The 18,903-nt window shown below is 42.6% G+C and carries 15 protein-coding genes; all 15 read right to left on the bottom strand.

Annotated features, from left to right (window positions below; genetic code table 11):
• Nucleotides 1-223: 223 nt before the first annotated feature.
• The 15 genes from thrH to DXD06_RS04305 all read right to left on the bottom strand — a co-directional run bounded on the left by thrH (nt 224) and on the right by DXD06_RS04305 (nt 18,881).
• A complete protein-coding gene (gene thrH / locus DXD06_RS04375) occupies nt 224-829 on the bottom strand; it encodes a bifunctional phosphoserine phosphatase/homoserine phosphotransferase ThrH (RefSeq protein WP_022045380.1) in 606 nt (201 codons plus the stop codon).
• A gap of 95 nt (nt 830-924) precedes the next feature.
• The gene (locus DXD06_RS04370) at nt 925-1,113 is read right to left on the bottom strand and encodes a hypothetical protein (protein ID WP_117830796.1); all 189 of its coding nucleotides are present in this window, start codon (nt 1,111-1,113) and stop codon (nt 925-927) included.
• A gap of 249 nt (nt 1,114-1,362) precedes the next feature.
• Nucleotides 1,363-3,237: an FtsX-like permease family protein gene (locus DXD06_RS04365; RefSeq protein WP_117830795.1), complete on the bottom strand. Its 1,875-nt coding sequence runs from the start codon at nt 3,235-3,237 to the stop codon at nt 1,363-1,365.
• 4 nt (nt 3,238-3,241) lie between these two features.
• On the bottom strand, nt 3,242-4,003 hold the full coding sequence (locus DXD06_RS04360) for an ABC transporter ATP-binding protein (RefSeq protein ID WP_117830794.1): 762 nt from the start codon (nt 4,001-4,003) through the stop codon (nt 3,242-3,244).
• A gap of 13 nt (nt 4,004-4,016) precedes the next feature.
• Complete coding sequence (locus DXD06_RS04355; protein WP_117830793.1) at nt 4,017-4,217, bottom strand: hypothetical protein; 201 nt, start codon at nt 4,215-4,217, stop codon at nt 4,017-4,019.
• Between the two features lie 139 nt (nt 4,218-4,356).
• Nucleotides 4,357-5,676 carry an MATE family efflux transporter gene (locus DXD06_RS04350; RefSeq protein ID WP_117830792.1) on the bottom strand — a complete coding sequence of 440 codons (1,320 nt, stop codon included), beginning with the start codon at nt 5,674-5,676 and terminating at the stop codon, nt 4,357-4,359.
• Nucleotides 5,677-5,799: 123 nt separating this feature from the next.
• Nucleotides 5,800-7,476 (bottom strand): glycoside hydrolase family 13 protein, encoded by a 1,677-nt coding sequence (locus tag DXD06_RS04345; RefSeq protein ID WP_117830791.1) that lies wholly within the window; start codon nt 7,474-7,476, stop codon nt 5,800-5,802.
• Between the two features lie 115 nt (nt 7,477-7,591).
• Complete coding sequence (locus tag DXD06_RS04340; RefSeq protein WP_117830790.1) at nt 7,592-9,778, bottom strand: YhgE/Pip domain-containing protein; 2,187 nt, start codon at nt 9,776-9,778, stop codon at nt 7,592-7,594.
• Nucleotides 9,775-12,315, bottom strand: coding sequence for a YhgE/Pip domain-containing protein (locus tag DXD06_RS04335; protein ID WP_117830789.1), 2,541 nt, complete (start codon nt 12,313-12,315; stop codon nt 9,775-9,777). The genes DXD06_RS04340 and DXD06_RS04335 overlap by 4 nt, the downstream gene beginning before the upstream one ends.
• A 341-nt stretch (nt 12,316-12,656) precedes the next feature.
• Nucleotides 12,657-13,766: a hypothetical protein gene (locus DXD06_RS04330; protein ID WP_117830788.1), complete on the bottom strand. Its 1,110-nt coding sequence runs from the start codon at nt 13,764-13,766 to the stop codon at nt 12,657-12,659.
• A 28-nt stretch (nt 13,767-13,794) separates the two neighbouring features.
• Nucleotides 13,795-14,910: a hypothetical protein gene (locus DXD06_RS04325; protein ID WP_117830787.1), complete on the bottom strand. Its 1,116-nt coding sequence runs from the start codon at nt 14,908-14,910 to the stop codon at nt 13,795-13,797.
• Nucleotides 14,907-15,770, bottom strand: coding sequence for an ABC transporter ATP-binding protein (locus DXD06_RS04320; RefSeq protein ID WP_117830786.1), 864 nt, complete (start codon nt 15,768-15,770; stop codon nt 14,907-14,909). Before DXD06_RS04320 ends, DXD06_RS04325 begins: the two co-directional genes overlap by 4 nt.
• The gene (locus DXD06_RS04315) at nt 15,748-16,521 is read right to left on the bottom strand and encodes a hypothetical protein (protein ID WP_117830785.1); all 774 of its coding nucleotides are present in this window, start codon (nt 16,519-16,521) and stop codon (nt 15,748-15,750) included. The genes DXD06_RS04320 and DXD06_RS04315 overlap by 23 nt, the downstream gene beginning before the upstream one ends.
• Nucleotides 16,518-17,066, bottom strand: coding sequence for an RNA polymerase sigma factor (locus tag DXD06_RS04310; protein ID WP_055067087.1), 549 nt, complete (start codon nt 17,064-17,066; stop codon nt 16,518-16,520). Before DXD06_RS04310 ends, DXD06_RS04315 begins: the two co-directional genes overlap by 4 nt.
• Before the next feature lie 138 nt (nt 17,067-17,204).
• Nucleotides 17,205-18,881 carry a glycoside hydrolase family 9 protein gene (locus DXD06_RS04305; protein ID WP_117830784.1) on the bottom strand — a complete coding sequence of 559 codons (1,677 nt, stop codon included), beginning with the start codon at nt 18,879-18,881 and terminating at the stop codon, nt 17,205-17,207.
• Between the last annotated feature and the right edge of the window lie 22 nt (nt 18,882-18,903).

The raw sequence follows: 18,903 nt of genomic DNA, 5'->3' as shown, positions 1-18,903 counted from the left end.
AAATCAAAAAGACACCTATGATTCTCATAGACGCCTTTGTCTAATGCGGTGCCCCGTAAGGGGTATCGCCCTCCATTATGTTTTTTCCAAGAACCAATTACTTTTCTTAACTTGTCCTTATCATACCCTCTCTCCCAACACATGTATTGTAAAAAACGATACAACAAAAAAGAAGCTGTGCATTCATGCAACAGCTTCCTTCTTTGTTTTCATCTCCGACAAATTATCCTTCAATCACTTTTTTGATTGCTGCAAACAGCTCATCGTACGTCTCATATGCAGGAATATCCGGATATTCAGCCTTGATCGCATCGGTACTCTTAAATAAGAACCCCGCCTTGCTGGCCTGGATCATGCCAAGATCATTGTGGCTGTCTCCGCTAGCGATGGTATCATAACCGATGGACTGTAATGCCTTGACGGTTGTGTACTTGGACTTCTCACAGCGCATCTTAAAGCCTGTGATCTCTCCGTTATCGGCAACTTCAAGCGAGTTGCAGAAAATTGTCGGGTATCCGAGTTTTTTCATAAGCGGACCTGCAAACTGGGAAAACGTATCACTGATGATAATCACCTGTGTCATGGCACGCAGTTTATCCAAAAATTCCTTTGCGCCCGGAATCGGATCGATCTTTGCGATTGTCTCCTGGATCTCTTTGAGTCCAAGACCGTGCTCCTTTAAAATTCCGATACGGTATTTCATAAGCTTATCATAATCCGGCTCATCTCTGGTTGTTCTCTTTAATTCCGGAATTCCGGTCTCTTCTGCAAATGCGATCCAGATTTCCGGTACCAGTACACCTTCTAAGTCCAAGCAAACAATTTCCATTTTTTCTTCCTCCATGTTAAAATAAATATACTACTATTCCGATTTAGTTCCATTGTAATGAATTCGGCAGTCCCTGTCTAGTACCAAACGTCTTTTCACCTCTGTTGTGCCATAAACCGCCGGTAAAAGAACACCGGAAAAATCAGTGAAGTGACCATCGGGATAAAACTGATTCCGACAAAATGAAATCCGACTGTGCCGATTGCAATCACCTGCGGATCACTCGTAAATACACGGAGCATCTGTCCGGGAATCAGATTAAAAACCAGCGTTCCGATGAACATCAGCCCCATTCCTCCCACAAGTGAAGTGGACAGTGTTTTCTTACAGCGATCTATCCGTTCCGAAATAATTGCTGTTTGTGGTTTCCATAAAATAATCCCCTGTGAAAATTCGTATTTCCACAGGGGATTTTACGCCCGAAAATAATACAAGTCAATGTGTTTTTATGTGGATTTTATCCCGCCAAATATCATACTATTGGCACCGGGCAGAATTGCTCTCCTGGAGTTTGCCATACAACTTTCTACTCACTACCTCTTTGTTTCAAACTTTGTAATTTCCCAAATCACCACAAATTGTATAAACATTATGATACCAGATACGCCCATTCCACATACAATGCCTATTTTTCCATAATCGTATATGGCATTCACACTATAACTATAAAATACCCCAATAAATATAGCTATTATCAAAGAAACAAAATAATAGCATATATTTTTTTCAAACAATATCTTCCAAAGTTCTTGGTCTGTTATACCCACCCTATACAACTTGTAAATGATATGTTTTTCTTCTTTCAATTCAGATTTTATTTTGTAAAATATACATATATTGGCAGCCACCAAAAACAATATATCAACAAAAAGCAATAGAAAAGTTAAAACCTCAGATGACTGCTTTGCAACACTATAAGTTTCGATTTTCGATGATAGCATGTACGCGGATTGATCTTCCATAGGTAACTCATTCATTCTACTCATTTTTTCCTGTAATTCTTGCATTGCGTTGCCCGAATCTTTCCATTGGCTAAAATTAAACATAACAGCAGTTTCATAGATACAGTCATTTGAATGATTCCTGATTTTCATAAAATCCTGTTCATTTACAATCAAAGTTATATCAGCCAGACTACGGCATGAATTCATTAATATTTTATTTGACTTTCCTTGCAATTTCAAATGCATTTTTTCATGATTACCAAGCCCAATAGTTATCTGCTTATTTGCTTGAAAATCATGTTCATATCCATCATTTATATCAAACTGAAATAATTGTATAAAGTAACCTGGTTTCACTTCATAAGTACATCCATATTTTTTATTAACATCATCTGCAGATATGATATTACAAAAGCTATTTCTCAACAGCCCCAACCGTTTTTCTTCCGTAATTGTTATGTCATATTTATCTAACGTTTGCATAATTTCTTTCTGTTCCATATTGTTGATATCATTATACTGCACATAGAATAGATCATACGGCGAATACGTAAGTGCATTTCTCGTAAAATTTTGGTATGTTACTCCACAATGTGCTGTAAAAAATATCGCAGAAATAAACAGAATTGCTGCAATAAAACTTACCATTCTCCATGATTTTATGTACTGTAATACGAATGACAAACTAATTTTCCACTTAACACTTCGAATTTTCATAAAGATGCAGTCAAAATTAGCCAACATTATTCCTATGCCGGTAATAATAATTCCTGTGCTGATAAACCATATATATGTTTTTTCGAAATTATAAGCATATAACATAACTATAACAGCAACTATTATAAGCAATATTCCCAATAGCAAGAATATATTAGATCCCTTTTTCCCTTTTTCTTCCTTATATCTTGCATTGAATAACTCAAGAATTTCTGCGTGTAAAAACCTAACTATGTTCAAAAGCAAAATAATAATAACTACCAAAGCATATACTTTTCCTACTGACACATAAGCTCCAAGATGCAGCGTCCATTTCATAGAACGCAAACCAATCACCTTGTGAAGATAAAAGAAAAAAAATACTGAAAGAACACTTCCAGTTACAATTCCAGCGCAAAAGCTAACGATGCTTATTATCAGACATTCTAGCAACATGTTACAAATTACTTCATATTGCGTCACTCCAAGAGTTATTAATACTGCATACTCCTGCTTTCTGCTCTTCAAAAAAGCCTCATAAACATATGGCACAAAAAGTATCATAAATAGTGCCGTTAAGACAGTTGGTGCAAAAATATTACTTGAAATCATCGGATCAATTTTATCAGCAGACATAAAAGATTCATTTTCCCCTATAGATAAAAATGCTTGAAAAAATGCTATGATAAAAATATTACATACTAAATATAAAATATAGTTTTTACGATTATACCATATCATTTTCAACAGAATACGAATCTTTTCCATCTGTTTATTCACCTCCTATCCGCTTTAAAAGCTCATAAATATCTTTCAAAAAAGTGCTATTACTCTTATTATTCTTTTCTATTTCCAAAAATTGTATACCATCTTTGAGCAGAATTACCTTATCACAGAAAGATGCAGCATAAGAATCATGCGTCACCATAACCAGTGTAATCTTAAATTTTCTATTTATATCAACTAAATACTCCATTACATTTTCCGTTGATTTTGAATCCAAATTTCCTGTAGGCTCATCAGCTAAAATAATCTGAGGAGTATTGATCAATGCCCTTGCTATTGCCACACGCTGTTTCTGCCCTCCTGAAATATCTGTTACACTCTTCCCCATAATGTCTGCGATAGATAAAACTTCAGCTATTTGTTTCAATTTCTCTTCACTGTCTTCTATTCTATTCTCCAAAATAAGCGGCAATAAAATATTGTCCTTCACATTTAAACTTTCCAAAAGATTAAAATCCTGAAAAATCAGTCCAATATTATTTCTTCTAAATACCGCCATTTTAGACCTTCGCATTTTAGTTATTTCTTCATGATCAATCATAATGCTGCCACTATCGGCTTTATCAATCCCGCATATTAAGTTTATCAGTGTTGTTTTCCCACAACCCGAGGCTCCCATAAGAGCAACCATTTCTCCGCTACCAATTGAAATATTTAATCCTTTAAGAACTTGCAGCGAGTTTTCTTTATTAATCATATAACTCTTTTTAAGATTTCTAATTTCTAAAATATTTTGACATTCTTCCATATTTTTACCATTTCTAACTAAATACTCTAATCAATCTGCTGCTCACTTCATCTATAGTATTCATCTCATATATTTTGTTTTTAAATATAATCTTTGTATTAAGTTCCACTTGCTGTTCATAGGTTTTCGGCTGTTTTATAATTTGATAATCATGCCCCGCTTTACTATGATTTTCCCGTACACCATCGCTTATATCCACTATTATTTCTCCCAAAATAAAAATGTCTCCCCATGGGACACATCACTTACGTGAGAGGTGTGGGGAGTCCTGTTGATATTATAATATGCTATTTCTATAAAAATCGCAATCATTTTTTAATTTATTTTTTCTGTCTAAATACAATCGGTACTCTTCACTTCTGTTGTGCCATAAACCGCCGGTAAAAGAACACCCCGACCAGCGTGGTGATGACTTCCGTCACCGGAAATGTAAACCAGAAATCATTCAGTCCCAAACGGGAAAATAAATACCCGAGCGGTACAAACAGAATCATCGTGCGCACGACGGTAAGAAGCGAACTTTTGACTGCTGCACCAACCGCCTGAAAAAATACCGGAAAAATCAGGGAAGTAACCATCGGGATAAAACTGATTCCCACAAAATGAAACCCAACGGTTCCAATCGCAATCACCTGCGGATCACTCGTAAATACACGGAGCATCTGTCCGGGAATCAGATTAAAAACCAGCGTTCCGATGAACATCAGCCCCATTCCTCCCACAAGTGAAGTGGACAGTGTTTTCTTACAGCGATCCATCCGTCCCGATGCATAATTATAACTGATCACCGGCACAATACAGGTCTGCAGTGCCCCCAGCGGAATAAAGAAAAATGACTGCCACTTGTAATAAAGTCCCAGTGCCGTAACTGCCTGATCGGAAAAGGTTGCAAGAATCAGATTCAATCCGAGAATATAAAAGGTATATGCCGACTGCATAAGGATATTCGGAATTCCAAGTTTATAAATAAAACAGATATCCCGCGGATACACCGAAAGCGGTGGAGACTTGCGAAACCCTTTTTTCATTACGATAAGAGCCGCTACAATCTGTCCCACAACAGTTGCGATGGCAGCTCCGGCAATCCCAAGTTTCGGAAGCCCGAACAGTCCAAAAATAAATAACGGGTCCAGCGCGATATTGACCAATGCCCCGACAATCTGCGCAATCATCGGTGTCCGCATATCTCCATTCGCCTGTAAAATCTTTGTCCAGATACTTTCGGTAAACAGTCCGATGCTGAATACGCAGACGATCCGGCCGTATACAATCACATCCTTTATGACTTCCGGGGAATCCGTAGACATCCTTGCATATGCGGGCATAAAAAGGAAGCATATCAGTGCAAACAATACCCACAGAACCAGTGTAAGCGGTGTTCCGATCCCGCCATATTCATTTGCTTTTTTCTCATCATGTACACCCAGATAATGTGCCATTGCCGTATTGATCCCGACTCCCGTTCCTACAGCAATGGCAATCATAAGAAGCTGCAATGGATAAATAATGGAAAGTGCCGTCAGTCCACTCTCCGAATATTTTCCGACAAACAGGCTGTCAACAATATTATAAAGAGCCTGTATCAGCTGAGCGAGCATGACCGGTGGCGCAATCTTGAGCAGAATCCTGCTGACTTTTTCTGTTCCAAAAAAGTTGCTGTCTGATGTATTCATAAAACAAAATCCCCTGTGAAAATTCCTATTTCCACAGGGGATTTTACGCCCGAAAATCATACAAGTCAATCTGTTTTTCCCATCCATTTACACCAGCCTGGGATGCTTTTTCTTTTCTAAAATTTATAAATGATAAGCATACACCCGTGCTTCATATGCCTGCAGCACTTCTTCTTTCTGCTTGGAATAATTTCCGATCAAAAGCTTGGCATCTGCCGGAATCTGCTCCGTTACTTCTGCCGGAATGGCAACTTCTTTTTCCGTAAAATTACAAAGCACCATCAGCCGCTGCGTCCCGAGCATTCTGGTATAGATAAATAATGCCTCATCCTCCGGTGCTAACAGTTCGTAATCGCCATAAACGATAATCTCGTTTTCATGACGAAGGCGAATCAGTTTTTTGTAGTACGAAAAGACAGAATCCGGATCACTGACCTCCTGTTTTGCATTAACCTTTGGATAATTACTGTTTACCTTAATCCACGGAGTTCCTGTGGTAAAACCAGCATTTGCACTGTCATCCCACTGCATCGGCGTGCGCGCATTGTCGCGGCTGATCCGCTTTAAATATCCCATCATTTCTTCATGGGAAACACCGCAGGTTTCTGTCAGTTCTTTGTAAGCATTCAGGCTTTCAATATCCCGGTAATCCTCTAACTGATCAAAATAAGCATTACACATGCCAAGTTCTTCCCCCTGATAAACATATGGCGTTCCCTGCATCATATGCAGACAGGTTCCCAGCATTTTGGCTGAAATTTCCCGATACTGTTCACTGTCATTTCCAAACCAGGAAACCGAGCGCGGCTGATCATGATTGGATAAAAACAAACTGTTCCAGGCTTTCCCTTCCAGTCCGGTCTGCCATCTGGATAAAATCTTCTTCCATACCGGAAGCGGCATCTTATGGCTGTCCCATTTACCGTACCGGTTGTCTGCCTCCGGTCCGCTTCCCATATGCTCGAACTGGAAAACCATGTTCAGTTCGCTGCCATCTGCATTGGCATATTTTTTTGCCTCTTCCAGCGTCACTCCGGCAGCCTCCCCTACCGTGATCAGATCATAATGGGAAAGCACTTTCCGGTTCATTTCTTTTAAATACTCATGTACATGCGGACCGTTCGCACAACCACTGTCTGCGTATCCGGTTTCTCCCGGAATTCCATCCGGCAGTCCTTCCGGTTTGGAAATCAGGCTGATCACGTCCATACGGAATCCATCAATGCCTTTTTCACACCACCAGTTCATCATCTCAAATACCTGATCCCGCACTTTTGGATTGTCCCAGTTGAGATCCGGCTGTTTTTTCGAAAACAGATGCAGGAAATACATATCTGTCTGTGGGTCATATTTCCATGCCGAACCACTGAAACAGGATCCCCAGTTATTCGGCTCTTTTCCGTCTTTTCCTTTTCTCCAGATATAAAAATCGCGGTATGGATTATCCACGCTCTTTCTACTTTCCACAAACCATGCATGCTCATCGGATGTATGATTGACAACCAGATCCATCATAATCTTAATTCCCAGCTCATGTGCCCGTGCAAGCATCCTGTCATAATCTTCCATGGTTCCGAATTCTTCCATGATTGCCTGATAATCGCTGATATCATATCCATTGTCATCATTCGGTGACTGATAAACCGGGGACAGCCAGATCACATCAATTCCAAGTTCTTTGAGGTACTCTAATTTTTCTGTAATACCATTGAGATCCCCGATGCCGTCTCCATTTGAATCCATAAAACTCCGCGGATAAATCTGATATACAACCGCTTCTTTCCACCATGCCTTATTCAATACCATATCCTCCTTGCCTCTCTCATATTTGAATACCTGCATTATACGGCATTTTTGCGGAATTTTCTTTCACATTACTGCGCAAAAATAAAACAATTCTGCCCTCATTTCCTGCTTAAATTATTTTTGTTTCCTCCAGCTGCTCGGTAAATGCTTCGTTCATCCGAATGATCGGTTTGCGAAGTACAAGTCCCATAAAAAGTGCAATCACCAGGAAGATGCCCAGTTTTGCCAGATCTATCCAGTAATCGTTCCCATAACATCCGCCAACCGATTCCCGCAGGGCTGCCATGCTGTGGGTAAACGGCAGAAGCGGATACACTGCCCGGAAAAATTTCGGAGCACATTCAATCGGGAAAGTTCCACCGGTTCCCGCAACCTGCATAACAAGTAAAACCACACTGCCTGCTTTTCCGATATCTCCAAATGAAACCGTCAGCGTATAACTGATCGTGACATAGACTATACTTGAAAACCAGCAACCAAATAAAAACAGGAACGTATGCGCACACTGAATCCCAAGATAATACAGATCTCCCAGTGCAATCAGCGTACTCTGCAACAGACCAAGGATCAGAAATATGATCCAGCGTCCAAGATAAATTTCATGAATTCTGACCTTTTTCAGTCCCATCTTTTTTATGCTTTCCTCGGAAACGGTCACTTTTAACATTGCAACCAACACGATTCCGCCGATCCAGATAGAAAGTGTCGAATAAAACGGTGCCATGGAAGAACCATAATTATCAATCGGATAAATTTTCTTCGTATTCAGTTCCACTGGTGCCGACAGGAAGGCACTGACCCCGGACTTATCATCATAGATCATATGTTCCAGATCCGCATAATCCCCGTTGTCTTTTGCTTTCGTAAGCTTATCCGTAATCTTTTTTATTTTATTTGCAGATTTGCGTAAAAGTTTACCAGAATCATCCAGACAGGTCTGTATTTCTGACAGATCCGATCCTGCGGTGTCCGTTAACGTGTAAACACCCTTTGCACTTGCATTGATCTGTTTCGTCAGACCTGTAAGATCTGCAGAGGTATCTTTGACCGAATCTGCAAGTTTCTGCAAAGTTCCTTTTACATCATTTTCATATTCTTTGCTGATCTGCTGCAGACGTTTCTGATTTTCTTTTACAAGGGCATCCAAAGCTTTCTTGTCAGAAATCAGACCTGTAGTGGACTTCTTCATGGAAGCCGCAGTATCGGTCAGATCATCCCGCAGTTCTTCCTGTTTTTCAATAGAACGGTTGATCTTTTCAATCATAGGTCCTAATGAGGAATCGGTTTCCGGATGTTTTTCCGAAAGCTTGATCAGATTATCCCGGAGTGTTGTAAATGACTTGATGTTTTTATCCACCGTCTTTGCTGCTTTTACAAGGGTATCCACCGTATCCTCACTGCCATTTATTCCATCTTCCACCGTCTGATCCAAAAGCAGTTTTATTTCAGAATATACCTTTTTGCCTGCTTTCAGTGCTTTGCCCACGCTCTCGGTCGCACTGCTTATTGTCGTTTTCATATCGGTAAACGTCTTTTTGGAATTTTCCAGAATCTGTTTTCCATCCGCAGACTCTGTTTTCAGTTCTTTTAAAAAATCAGAAGACGTATTCAGCAGGGACTGGGCAGAAGACGTAATCCCTGAAAAAGTTTCCAGCGTGGATGCAGTCATATCCATGTCATCCGATGCATCCTCAAGATTGTGAATCAGATTATCCACCAGTCGGTCTGCTCCGTTTGCCTCAGCCATATTAGAGACCGACTGAAACACCGTCATTGCCGTGTCGGATATTGTCTGTATAAATACCTGATTCACCTGTTTCTGGATCGCGGTTGCACCCTTGTCGGTCACTTTTGGTGCAATCGCATTTTCCTTGGCATTGGAATAGTAAATAATTTCCGGCTTTTGAATCTGATCGGAAAACAGACTCATCATCTGGGTACTGAATTTCTCCGGAACAACAATCGCCGCATAATATTGTCCGGATTTTACCCCCTCCATTGCCTTTTCTTTGCTGGTAAATACCCAGTCCATCTGTGTATTTTCCCTTAGTGCGGAAATCACCTGTTCCCCTACATTAATCTCAAGAGGAATCAGACTTCCGGTATATCCCTCATCCACACTTGCCACCGCGACCTTTAAATTTCCCGTATTGTTATACGGATCCCAGCTTGCCGCAATATTAAACCATGCATACAGACACGGAACGACAAGGACACCGATGACAACAATCATTGCGATTACATTTTTGCGAATCCGTTTTACATCGCTGATGAAAATTTTCAGAATGTTTTTCATTTGTTGTTCTCCCCCTTCAAAATTTTCATCAGTTCCTCGGAACTCATCTCTCCCAAAACAGATTTCTTTTTCATCTCTTCATGTAGATATTCCACAATCAGCAGATACAGTATCAGTGCAAGTAAAGAAACGATCCACAAAATCAGATAAACCAGTTTGGATTCCAGACTAAACATCAAAATCAGAAATACGAGTGGTATGACCATCATACAGATAAAACCGGAGCGTACCATGACCGGATAATATTTTTCAAATGCGAGTGTTTTCTCTGTTAATTTCTTTCTCCACGCATCATCTTTCATAATCACCTGCATAATCCGCTGCAGCTGTGGATTATCCCTGCCTTTGGAATCCGTCTCACAGATCATCAGATCGGTTTCTGCAAGTCTGACATCAAACAGATGATTCAGATTCATCAGAAGCGGACGGAGTACAAGCCCGATAAACAATGCAACCAGTAAAAATACCAGCAGTTTTCCAAGGCTGCTTCTATAAGTATGATGATAGTATCCGGCAATACACTCCCGCATTGCGCTGATTGAATAAGAAAACGGAAGCAGCGGATGAAGTTTCTGGAAAAATTCCGGCATCATTTCAATCGGATACGTTCCGGAAGAACCCGGAATCTGTAAAATTACCAGAAGAACCGCCAGTGCTTTTCCCATGTGTTTAAACGTCGATGCCAGTGCAAAGATCAGATTCACATAAACAAAGGAAGTTAACATTCCGGCAAGAATAAATTTTACCGGATGCAGACACTGTACTTTCAGCAGAATAATATCTCCCGCACATACGATAGCTCCCTGAATCAGTCCTATGATAAGAAACAGCAGAATACGCCCGAAATACGCACTTGTCGGTGTAAAATCCGGCACTTCTTTGTCCCGGTCTACTTCCTGTTTTAAAATAGAAACCAGTATCAGTCCACCTACCCAGAGTGCCAGGTTTGTATAAAACGGGGTCATTCCTGTTCCGTAATTTTCCACCTCATACAGGACATCCGTCTTTATATTTACCGGAGAAGACATAAAATCGGAAATGTCTTTGGCATCAATCTTTTCCAGTGACAGGATATTCTGATACATATCCGAATTCTGCAGTGTCTGCAGATCCGTGACAATTTTCTGCAGTTTCTGATCCACCTGGTCCATAACATTGCCCGTCTGCGTAAGTACTTTGGAGCTGCTGTGCAATGCAGATTTTAACTGATCCAGCAGATCTCTCATCTGTTTTGTCATGGATGTTATGCTATGTAAGGTTGTTGACAGATCCCCGCTTACATTCGCCAGACCTTCCAGTGACTGGTCCAGCTGCGGGTAAATATTTTTGCTGAAATCGATCCTGCTGTCCTGAAAACTCTCACGGTTATCCTCTGCAAGCGTTTCCAGTGAACTTCTCGTATCTTTGGAATTCTTTAACACTTTCCGCATACTGGTATTTGCACTTTTCAATGAATTTACCAGTTTCTGCGCAGAAATGCTCTGCGTCTGCAGCTGTGAGATTTCCTGTCCGACAGATGCTGATAACTGTGTATCTTTTCCAAGATTCTGATTTAACTTTTCCAGATCTTTGAGAAGCTGGGCATTTTTCTCATTGATCCGGGTGATCGTATCGAGACTTTCCCCAACCGCAAGATTTGCCTTATCTGCCTTTATCTCAAACCTATTCAGACTCTTAGAAGCCGAGGACGAAACTTCATCCAGAAAAACTTCCCCGCCGGTCAGCCCATTGGAGAACTGTTTATAAAATTTTCCAAGTGCCGTCTGACTTTTTTCCAGCAATACAGAAGTTTCTTTTAAAGAAGAAGAGCTGTCCTTTGCTGCCTCATCCACCTGATCCAAAGACTCCTTGAGTTCTTTGATCTGTGCATCGGATTTATCTACTTTTTTCTGAAATTCTTTTACCAGCTTCTGATAATCCGTTAAATTATTCTGAACTTCGGTAATGGCAGATGTCAGTTCCGACTGTGTATCGTCCAGTCCTCTGGTAATACTGTCTGCGGAAGACTTTACAATTTCTGATACTGCCGAAGATGCCGTGGCGGAAAATGTGTCGTTGATCTGCTGTTGCACCGTTGTCGCACCGGTATCCGTAATCTTCGGTGCAATGGCATTTTTCTTTTCATTCACATAATAGTCCAGCTTCGGGCGTTTCAGGTCTCCGGAGAGAATACTTACCAGGGAACTGCTGAAATTCTCCGGAATGACAATTGCCGCATAGTAATCTCCTGCCTGAACACCTTCTTTTGCTTTCTCTTCACTGACAAACTGCCAGCCCAGCGACTTGTTTTCTTTCAGTTTTTCAACAATCGAATCGCCTGCATTCATCGTGATCACGTCGGTTTTGGTTCCTGTATCGCAATTGGCAATTGCCACCCTGATTCCCGAAGTATTTGCATACGGGTCCATGTTTGCGGCAATATTAAACCATGCATACAAAGACGGCAGGAGACATACGCCGATCATAACCAGTGTCGCGGCACGGTTTTTTAACAGACGTCGCACATCCCTGCGGAAAATCTGAAATGCTGTCTTCATTCATTACCTCTTTCTATTCTCAGTTTCTTCATGAAAAAAGGAAAATGGCTTTTTCAGCCATTCCCCTTTTTTATTATAAAGAGTTCTATATGAATGTTCAACCGAAACTTGAAAATTATAATTTATGTTTTTGGGGTTTCCATTGTATTTTCTTCTGATTTCTCATATAATATAAGTACCGAATTATGAGAAATGGAGCCATCCCGGTATATCACCCAGGGATGGCTCTTCTGTTTTCATTGATACCTGTTCACTCCTTGAGAATCGTTTGCATGGTGCACAATCAGCTGGGCGAACAAATGATCAAAAATGACCGGATTTTGCTGCATACCTTACGGCAATCAGACTTCCAGCCGGTGGTATCTTCGTTTTCCCACAGCCATCAAGCAGACCGCAGCCGTTCCACTGCAGAATAACACGGCAAATTCATTTCCTGCAAACGACAGGCACAGATCATTTTCCATAAACCAGCCTCCGCTGGTTGCATACAATACTGTGGGATTAAAGAATTCCCGGATAAGATCCCACACATTTCCCATCTGCACATAGCCAAGCAGATATGCCCCCATAAAAAGAAGACCCAATACCGCAAACGAAAAATAACTGTTCTGTAAAAACAACTGCACTGCGGCAGTAACAGCCGCAACAATCCCAAGCAGTCCCACAAGCACCACCAGCGCAAGCAAAAAATAACGCCACTGCTCCAGCCGCCAGAACGTGACAAACGGATACATCATCTGCAGCCGCGGCTCTGCAACCATGCATGCCGCCACCGGAACATGCCACAGGTTCTGAAACGGAACCGCTGCAAAAAATACCAAGAGGGTAAACACTGTAAGCAGTCCTGCATAAAACAGCCCGCACAACGTTCCTGCAAGCATTTTCTTTTCCATCATTTTCTTTCCGGTGGTGGTCGCTAAAACCAGATCCTGCGTCTTATATATCCTCTCATAATCCATCAGATACAGCATCGAAAGAATCATCAGAACCGCAGTCTGCAAAATCAGCTTCTTCCACAGTTTTCCATACAAAGTGGAGTGCAGTTTATACCAACTTCCCGGATAAAAGGCATACGTGCCTTCCCCTGTTTTTCTGATCTGTTCCACCCGCTTCTGCAATCGGTCATAATTGCGCACAATCCACATTCCCCAGGCTCCTTGCGGTTCATATCCACTCTTTTTTTCTTTCTGTTCCAGAATCTTACGCATATCCAGTGTATCATACATTCCGCCATAGGTCTTTTTATAGTCCGCATAGGCACTTTCATACTCCGGGCTTGCCGTCTCCTCATCCGTCACAGCCACATGCATCTGCCGCAGTTCCTTTCTCATGCCGGCATTTCCCACATAGGTATAGATACTCAAAAACTGAAACAGCCCGAATGTGATACAGACAATCCACAGAAACGGATGCCGCAGACATTTTCCACACTCTTTTTGCAAAAGGCGCATTCTTTCTCTCCTTTACACTCATCTATCGTCAGAGATCTCTGTAATGATCCCTGTGCATTTTCCACCACAGCACGCACGCGCATGCCAAAATCCACCCCAGAATCCAAAGCACTTCTGAATAAGGCAGGATATTTTCACCCATCGGCTTCTGAAACAGATGTACAAAAATGTGTGTCAGCAAAAAGCCAATTCCTGCGCATGCCGGAATGGCAAATGCAATTCCCGCAATGTAATTGCCTGCCGTTCTTCCGATCAGGTAAATCAAAACAACCGCAGCCAGCACAAACACAAAAACCAGCAGCATGTAAAGCAGCATATAGAAACCAAATGGCAGATTTTTACACCACAACTGCAGTCCCGTATCATCGATACAATCGCCTTTCCAGAATACCGCCAGTCCTTTTATGACATAAACCAGTACATAAATACCAAATTGTACGATTCCCACAAAACCGCAGCAGGCCACAAGTGCCTGAAACTGCCTGTCAAAAAGTTTCCGCCCGGTAGCAGTCGTTGCATACAACGGCAGCACATGACATAACCGTTCCCGTATCAGATACGGCAGTGCAAGGATTGCAAAACAAATCAGAAGCAGAATTCCCATCATTCTCATATCTTTTTCTACAATATAAAAAATTCCACCCGGCATTAGAGAGATACTGTCTCCATTCTGTAAATTTTTGTGTTCATCCAGCCGATCGAGCACCTGAAGTTCAAAAAACAGTTTTGACCCTTTTGAATCCTCAAAGACCAGACGCGACAGTTCCTGATCGATTTTCTTTTCCTCATCGGTTAAAGTATCCTTATCAAAAAATGTTTCCTGTGTCTTCGAAAATTCCTGATAATTCGTAATTTTTGCATCTGCAAGAACCGGATCCGCCGCAATGATCCGGGTGTATGCCTCTTCCAGTTCTTTTCTTTTTTCATCCAGCTTCGACCAGTCCTCACGCGGCAGCGAAGTTCCCCAGCTTTCGATCAGTTCGGCGTAAAACGGCATATCATACGGGGAATTTGTTGTCTGCCCTCCCGCCGGATAAATCGTCACTTCTAAAAACAAATGATAAAACAGCACCGTAAATACTGCTATAACAAGCAATACCCGGATATCCATGATTTTTTTACATTCTTTTATCAATATTTTCATGCCGGTTCCTCCTGATAAGTAACCAGAAATACATCTTCCAGATTCGGCGTACAATTCCTGCTGCCTTCCTCTGGCTTGCTGCTGTAATAACGCACCTGCATATGTTCCTGCTCCTGCCGCACAGAAAGAATCAGATGCGTGTCTTGAAATGCATCAAACGCACGGTCTTCCATCACACACTCATACACCTTTCCATCAAGCGTTTTACAAATATTGGAAACCGTGTCCATCCGGTATAGTTTACGTTCTTTTAACAGAATCACCTGATTGGCATTCGACTCAATATCCGACACAATATGCGTGGAAAGAATGACGATCCGGTTCTTTGACAACGTTGACAGGATATTGCGGAAGCGCGCCCGCTCCTTGGGATCAAGCCCCGCAGTCGGTTCATCCAGTATCAGAATTTTCGGATCATTTAACATTGCCTGTGCAATTCCCACCCGCTGGATCATTCCTCCGGAAAATTTTTTCATTTTTTTGTCTGCCACATCAGAAAGTCCGACCAATTCAAGCAGTTGTTCTATCTTTTCTTTTGCGGTCTGCTTTGGCATATTTTTAAGTGCTGCCAGATAATCCAGATACTGCACGGGTGTGTTGTTTTTGTAATATCCAAACTGCTGCGGCAGATACCCCAGCAGATCCCGGTATTTTTCCCCGAGTTTTGCAACAGGAATCCCATCCCATAAAATTTCTCCCTGAGTAGGAACCAGCAGTGTTGCAATCATTTTTATGAGAGTTGTCTTTCCCGCACCGTTTGGGGCAAGCATTCCGTAAAGCCCATGCTCCATCTCAAAACTGATGTCTTCCACCGCCGGAAATTTTCCGTAACTTTTGCTAACATGCGAAAGAGTAAGCATCTTTTTTCTCCACCTTTCCTATTGATACGAACAAAAGACAAAAGCTTGCGGCAGTGACCGCGCCGTGCACCGCCAGCGGAACCGATGTAAAAAGAAACATCTGCACGCCAGTTTCCGCAAACCTTGCAATCACACACACACACGCCCAGACTGCGATCAGACCTGCATAAAACAGACCACCCGCACCTTTGTGACAGGCATATACACAGACCGAAGCAAACAAAAACACACTGCTGCTTCCCAGCAGAACCATACTCACAAATGCTTTTCCCGAAACATCCGTAAATAAAGCTTCTCCGGCCACATTGACCAGTATCATGATCACGCCTGCATACAGCATGCGAAGTCCCGACAGATAGCTCTTGGAATAGTGAAGCGAGCCGATCAGCTCCTGCATGTGGTTCTGCGCATCCAGCCACCATGCCAGTGCCGCAAACACCAGAAAACAGACAGGAAATCCTAAAAACACAATCATCCTCTGCGTTTCGGGCTGCTTGGCATACAACTGTCCGAGCCATCCGATTCCCAGATACAGACAGGCAACAATAAGCCAGATACTTCCGCTCTGATAAAATATGGCACGAATGCCCGGTCCCCAGTAAATTTCTTTGATTCTTTCCCACAGACTCTGCCGCTTTGGTATTGCTTTTTCCACAATCGCACGACATTCCTTCTGCATAACGCTATCCTCCGGGAATTCTACTGGAAGCAGTGGTATCTTCTGTTCTTTCTCCCATTCCTTTTCCTTCATCTTTGCACCTCCTGCCGAATCCTTTTTAACATCTGGTAAAACCGGGTCTTTACGGTACTCTCCGCAAGATCCATCTCCTCTGCAATCTGCGCAAATGTTTTCTCCTCAAAGCATTTTTTCTGAAAAATGCGAATCCATTCGCGCTCATAGGAAACGACAATATCCATAATCCGGCGAATCTCTTCTTTTTGAACCATATGCTCCGCCAGATCACGCACAGTTTTTTCCTCCTCTGTTTCCCATTGCAGGGGCTGCTGCAGTTTTTCCTTTTTATAACTTTTACTGCGATAATAATCCGTGATCCTGTTGGCTGCCACACGGTATGCCCAGGTGCGGAAGCCCGCCTTTTTCTCATCAAACGCATAAATCCCCTGCAAAACCGTAATAAAAATTTCCTGTGTCAGATCAAGCGCAAGTTCCCTCTCTCCGGTCTGCCGGTAGGTAAACGCATAGATTTCCCGGTAGTATCGCCGGATCAGTTCATCCGCCGCTTTTTTATCCTGTTTTTTCTTAATTCTGCGGATTAACTGGTTGTCCGTCTGCATGCATGTTCACCGCCTTTATCTCCGTTCACTCAGATATACGAAATATGATACAAAATAGTTTGGATTCTGAAAAGATTTTTTCAAAAAAGAAAAAAGGACCGGTGCAAAACTAATTTGCCACAGTCCTGTCATAACCTTTTATGCGTCCTTATCTAAAAATGCAGCGACAAAAATCGCCGGAGAGTTCCAGTAAATCGTAATTTCATTCAGCGAATAACACTCCCATACATCCAGAAAACATTTCATCGGCGGTGTATCCGGTGTGATCAGCCACTCTGCCTTTTCATCCACCGGAGCGGAGTTTGGACCGCCCACCACAAATCCCGGAATAGTCTCGTCGATTCCATCCGAAACAGTCACACGGTTATGCGGATTCTGACAGCTTTTTGTTCCCACGGCAGTCACATAACTGTAGCCGGTTGCATTCACACCAAGAATATAGTCCATCTGCGCCTGTGCCATTTTCTGGTAACGCGCTTCCCCGGTCAGAAGATGCGCAACTGCAAGGATCATGGCGCGGTTGAGCACGACCATGTTGCTGCCCCAGCCATATTCTTCTTTTGTCAGCGCGACAAAATATCCGCTGACATCTGCAATGTCACAGATTTTATCTGCCTCGTTTAAAAATGCCTGCCGGAATTTCTGCTGGCATACCTGAAAACGCTGTGTTTCCTTTGCTTCTTTTTTCTTTGCCCCAAACAGACAGGAAAGTCCCGCCAGACCGGACACATCCACCCAGCCCATATCGGTTGGATTTTCGTTTGTTTTTAAATAGTCCTCCAGCTTGTCCAGATATGCGGCGTTGCCCGTGGTCACATACAGTTCCGCTGCCGCCCAGAGCCGCTCATCCAGATCCGAGGTATCCTCATAGCCGCCGGTATTGCAGCCTGCTGGATTTTCAAATCCGATAAACTGTGGATGCTGCATCAGCCAGTCCCACGCACGCACTGCGGCATCCTCCACTTCCGCTGCAAACGCAGGCTCCCATGTCCGGTACACGCGGGATGCCAGTGCCATGACCGCTGCAAAATCCGCTGCCGCCATTGTCGATGCCGGAAACAGGATCATCTGCCGTTTGTCCTCACACGGCATCACAAAATTTGCATGGCGCATCGAAGTCAGCTTATGGCAGACACTTCCATCCTCCATCTGCATTTTCAAAAGCCAGCGCAGCTCATACAGGCACTCACTTAAGACATCCGGCATCGCATCGTTGCTTTCCGGAATATTTAAGTTTTCGGTGAAACTCTCCGGAAAGAGCTGCTGCGCATAGATCATGTGTGCAAGCGCTGTAGCCGCTGCTGTGGTATATCTGCCATAATCCCCGGCATCGTGCCAGCCTCCGGTCACCTCATACTGTTTTGCATTTTCTTTTCTTTCCAGATAGTCTTCCAGCCGTACCGCTGTGCCCGTGTGACAGGTACAACGCCTGAATTTTCCGGCAAAGGTTTCTTCCAGTGCCATCCCACAACGCTGGAAATACAGTGCTTTACACAGCGTCTGGTTCAATGTATGGTATGCCTTGCTGCTGATGATACAGCTTCCGAGAACCGCACCTTCCCCATCCTGAAATGTTACAGTTCCTTCCTCTGTAAGATCGGAAAAGTCAATGTGCCATACTTTATCTTCTGCGCTCTCATCAACGCCTGCGTACACTGCCTGTTTTACAGCGGTCTGCTCTCCTTTTTCATTCCAGAGGGACACCTTTTTGTCCTGCATTTTTTCCATTTCATCCGCGCGGTTTTCCTGCGCAAGTACTACAATCTTGTGGCCTTTCGGCAGATACCCTGCCTGATTTGCATAAAATCTGATCATGTTGATACTCCCTGTTTTTCCT

The sequence above is a fragment of the Roseburia sp. TF10-5 genome (genome assembly GCF_003462365.1).
GTDB classification, from domain to species: domain Bacteria; phylum Bacillota; class Clostridia; order Lachnospirales; family Lachnospiraceae; genus Roseburia; species Roseburia faecis.
Note: the sequence above shows the minus strand (reverse complement) of the source record. Positions and strands in the feature narration are given on the sequence as shown.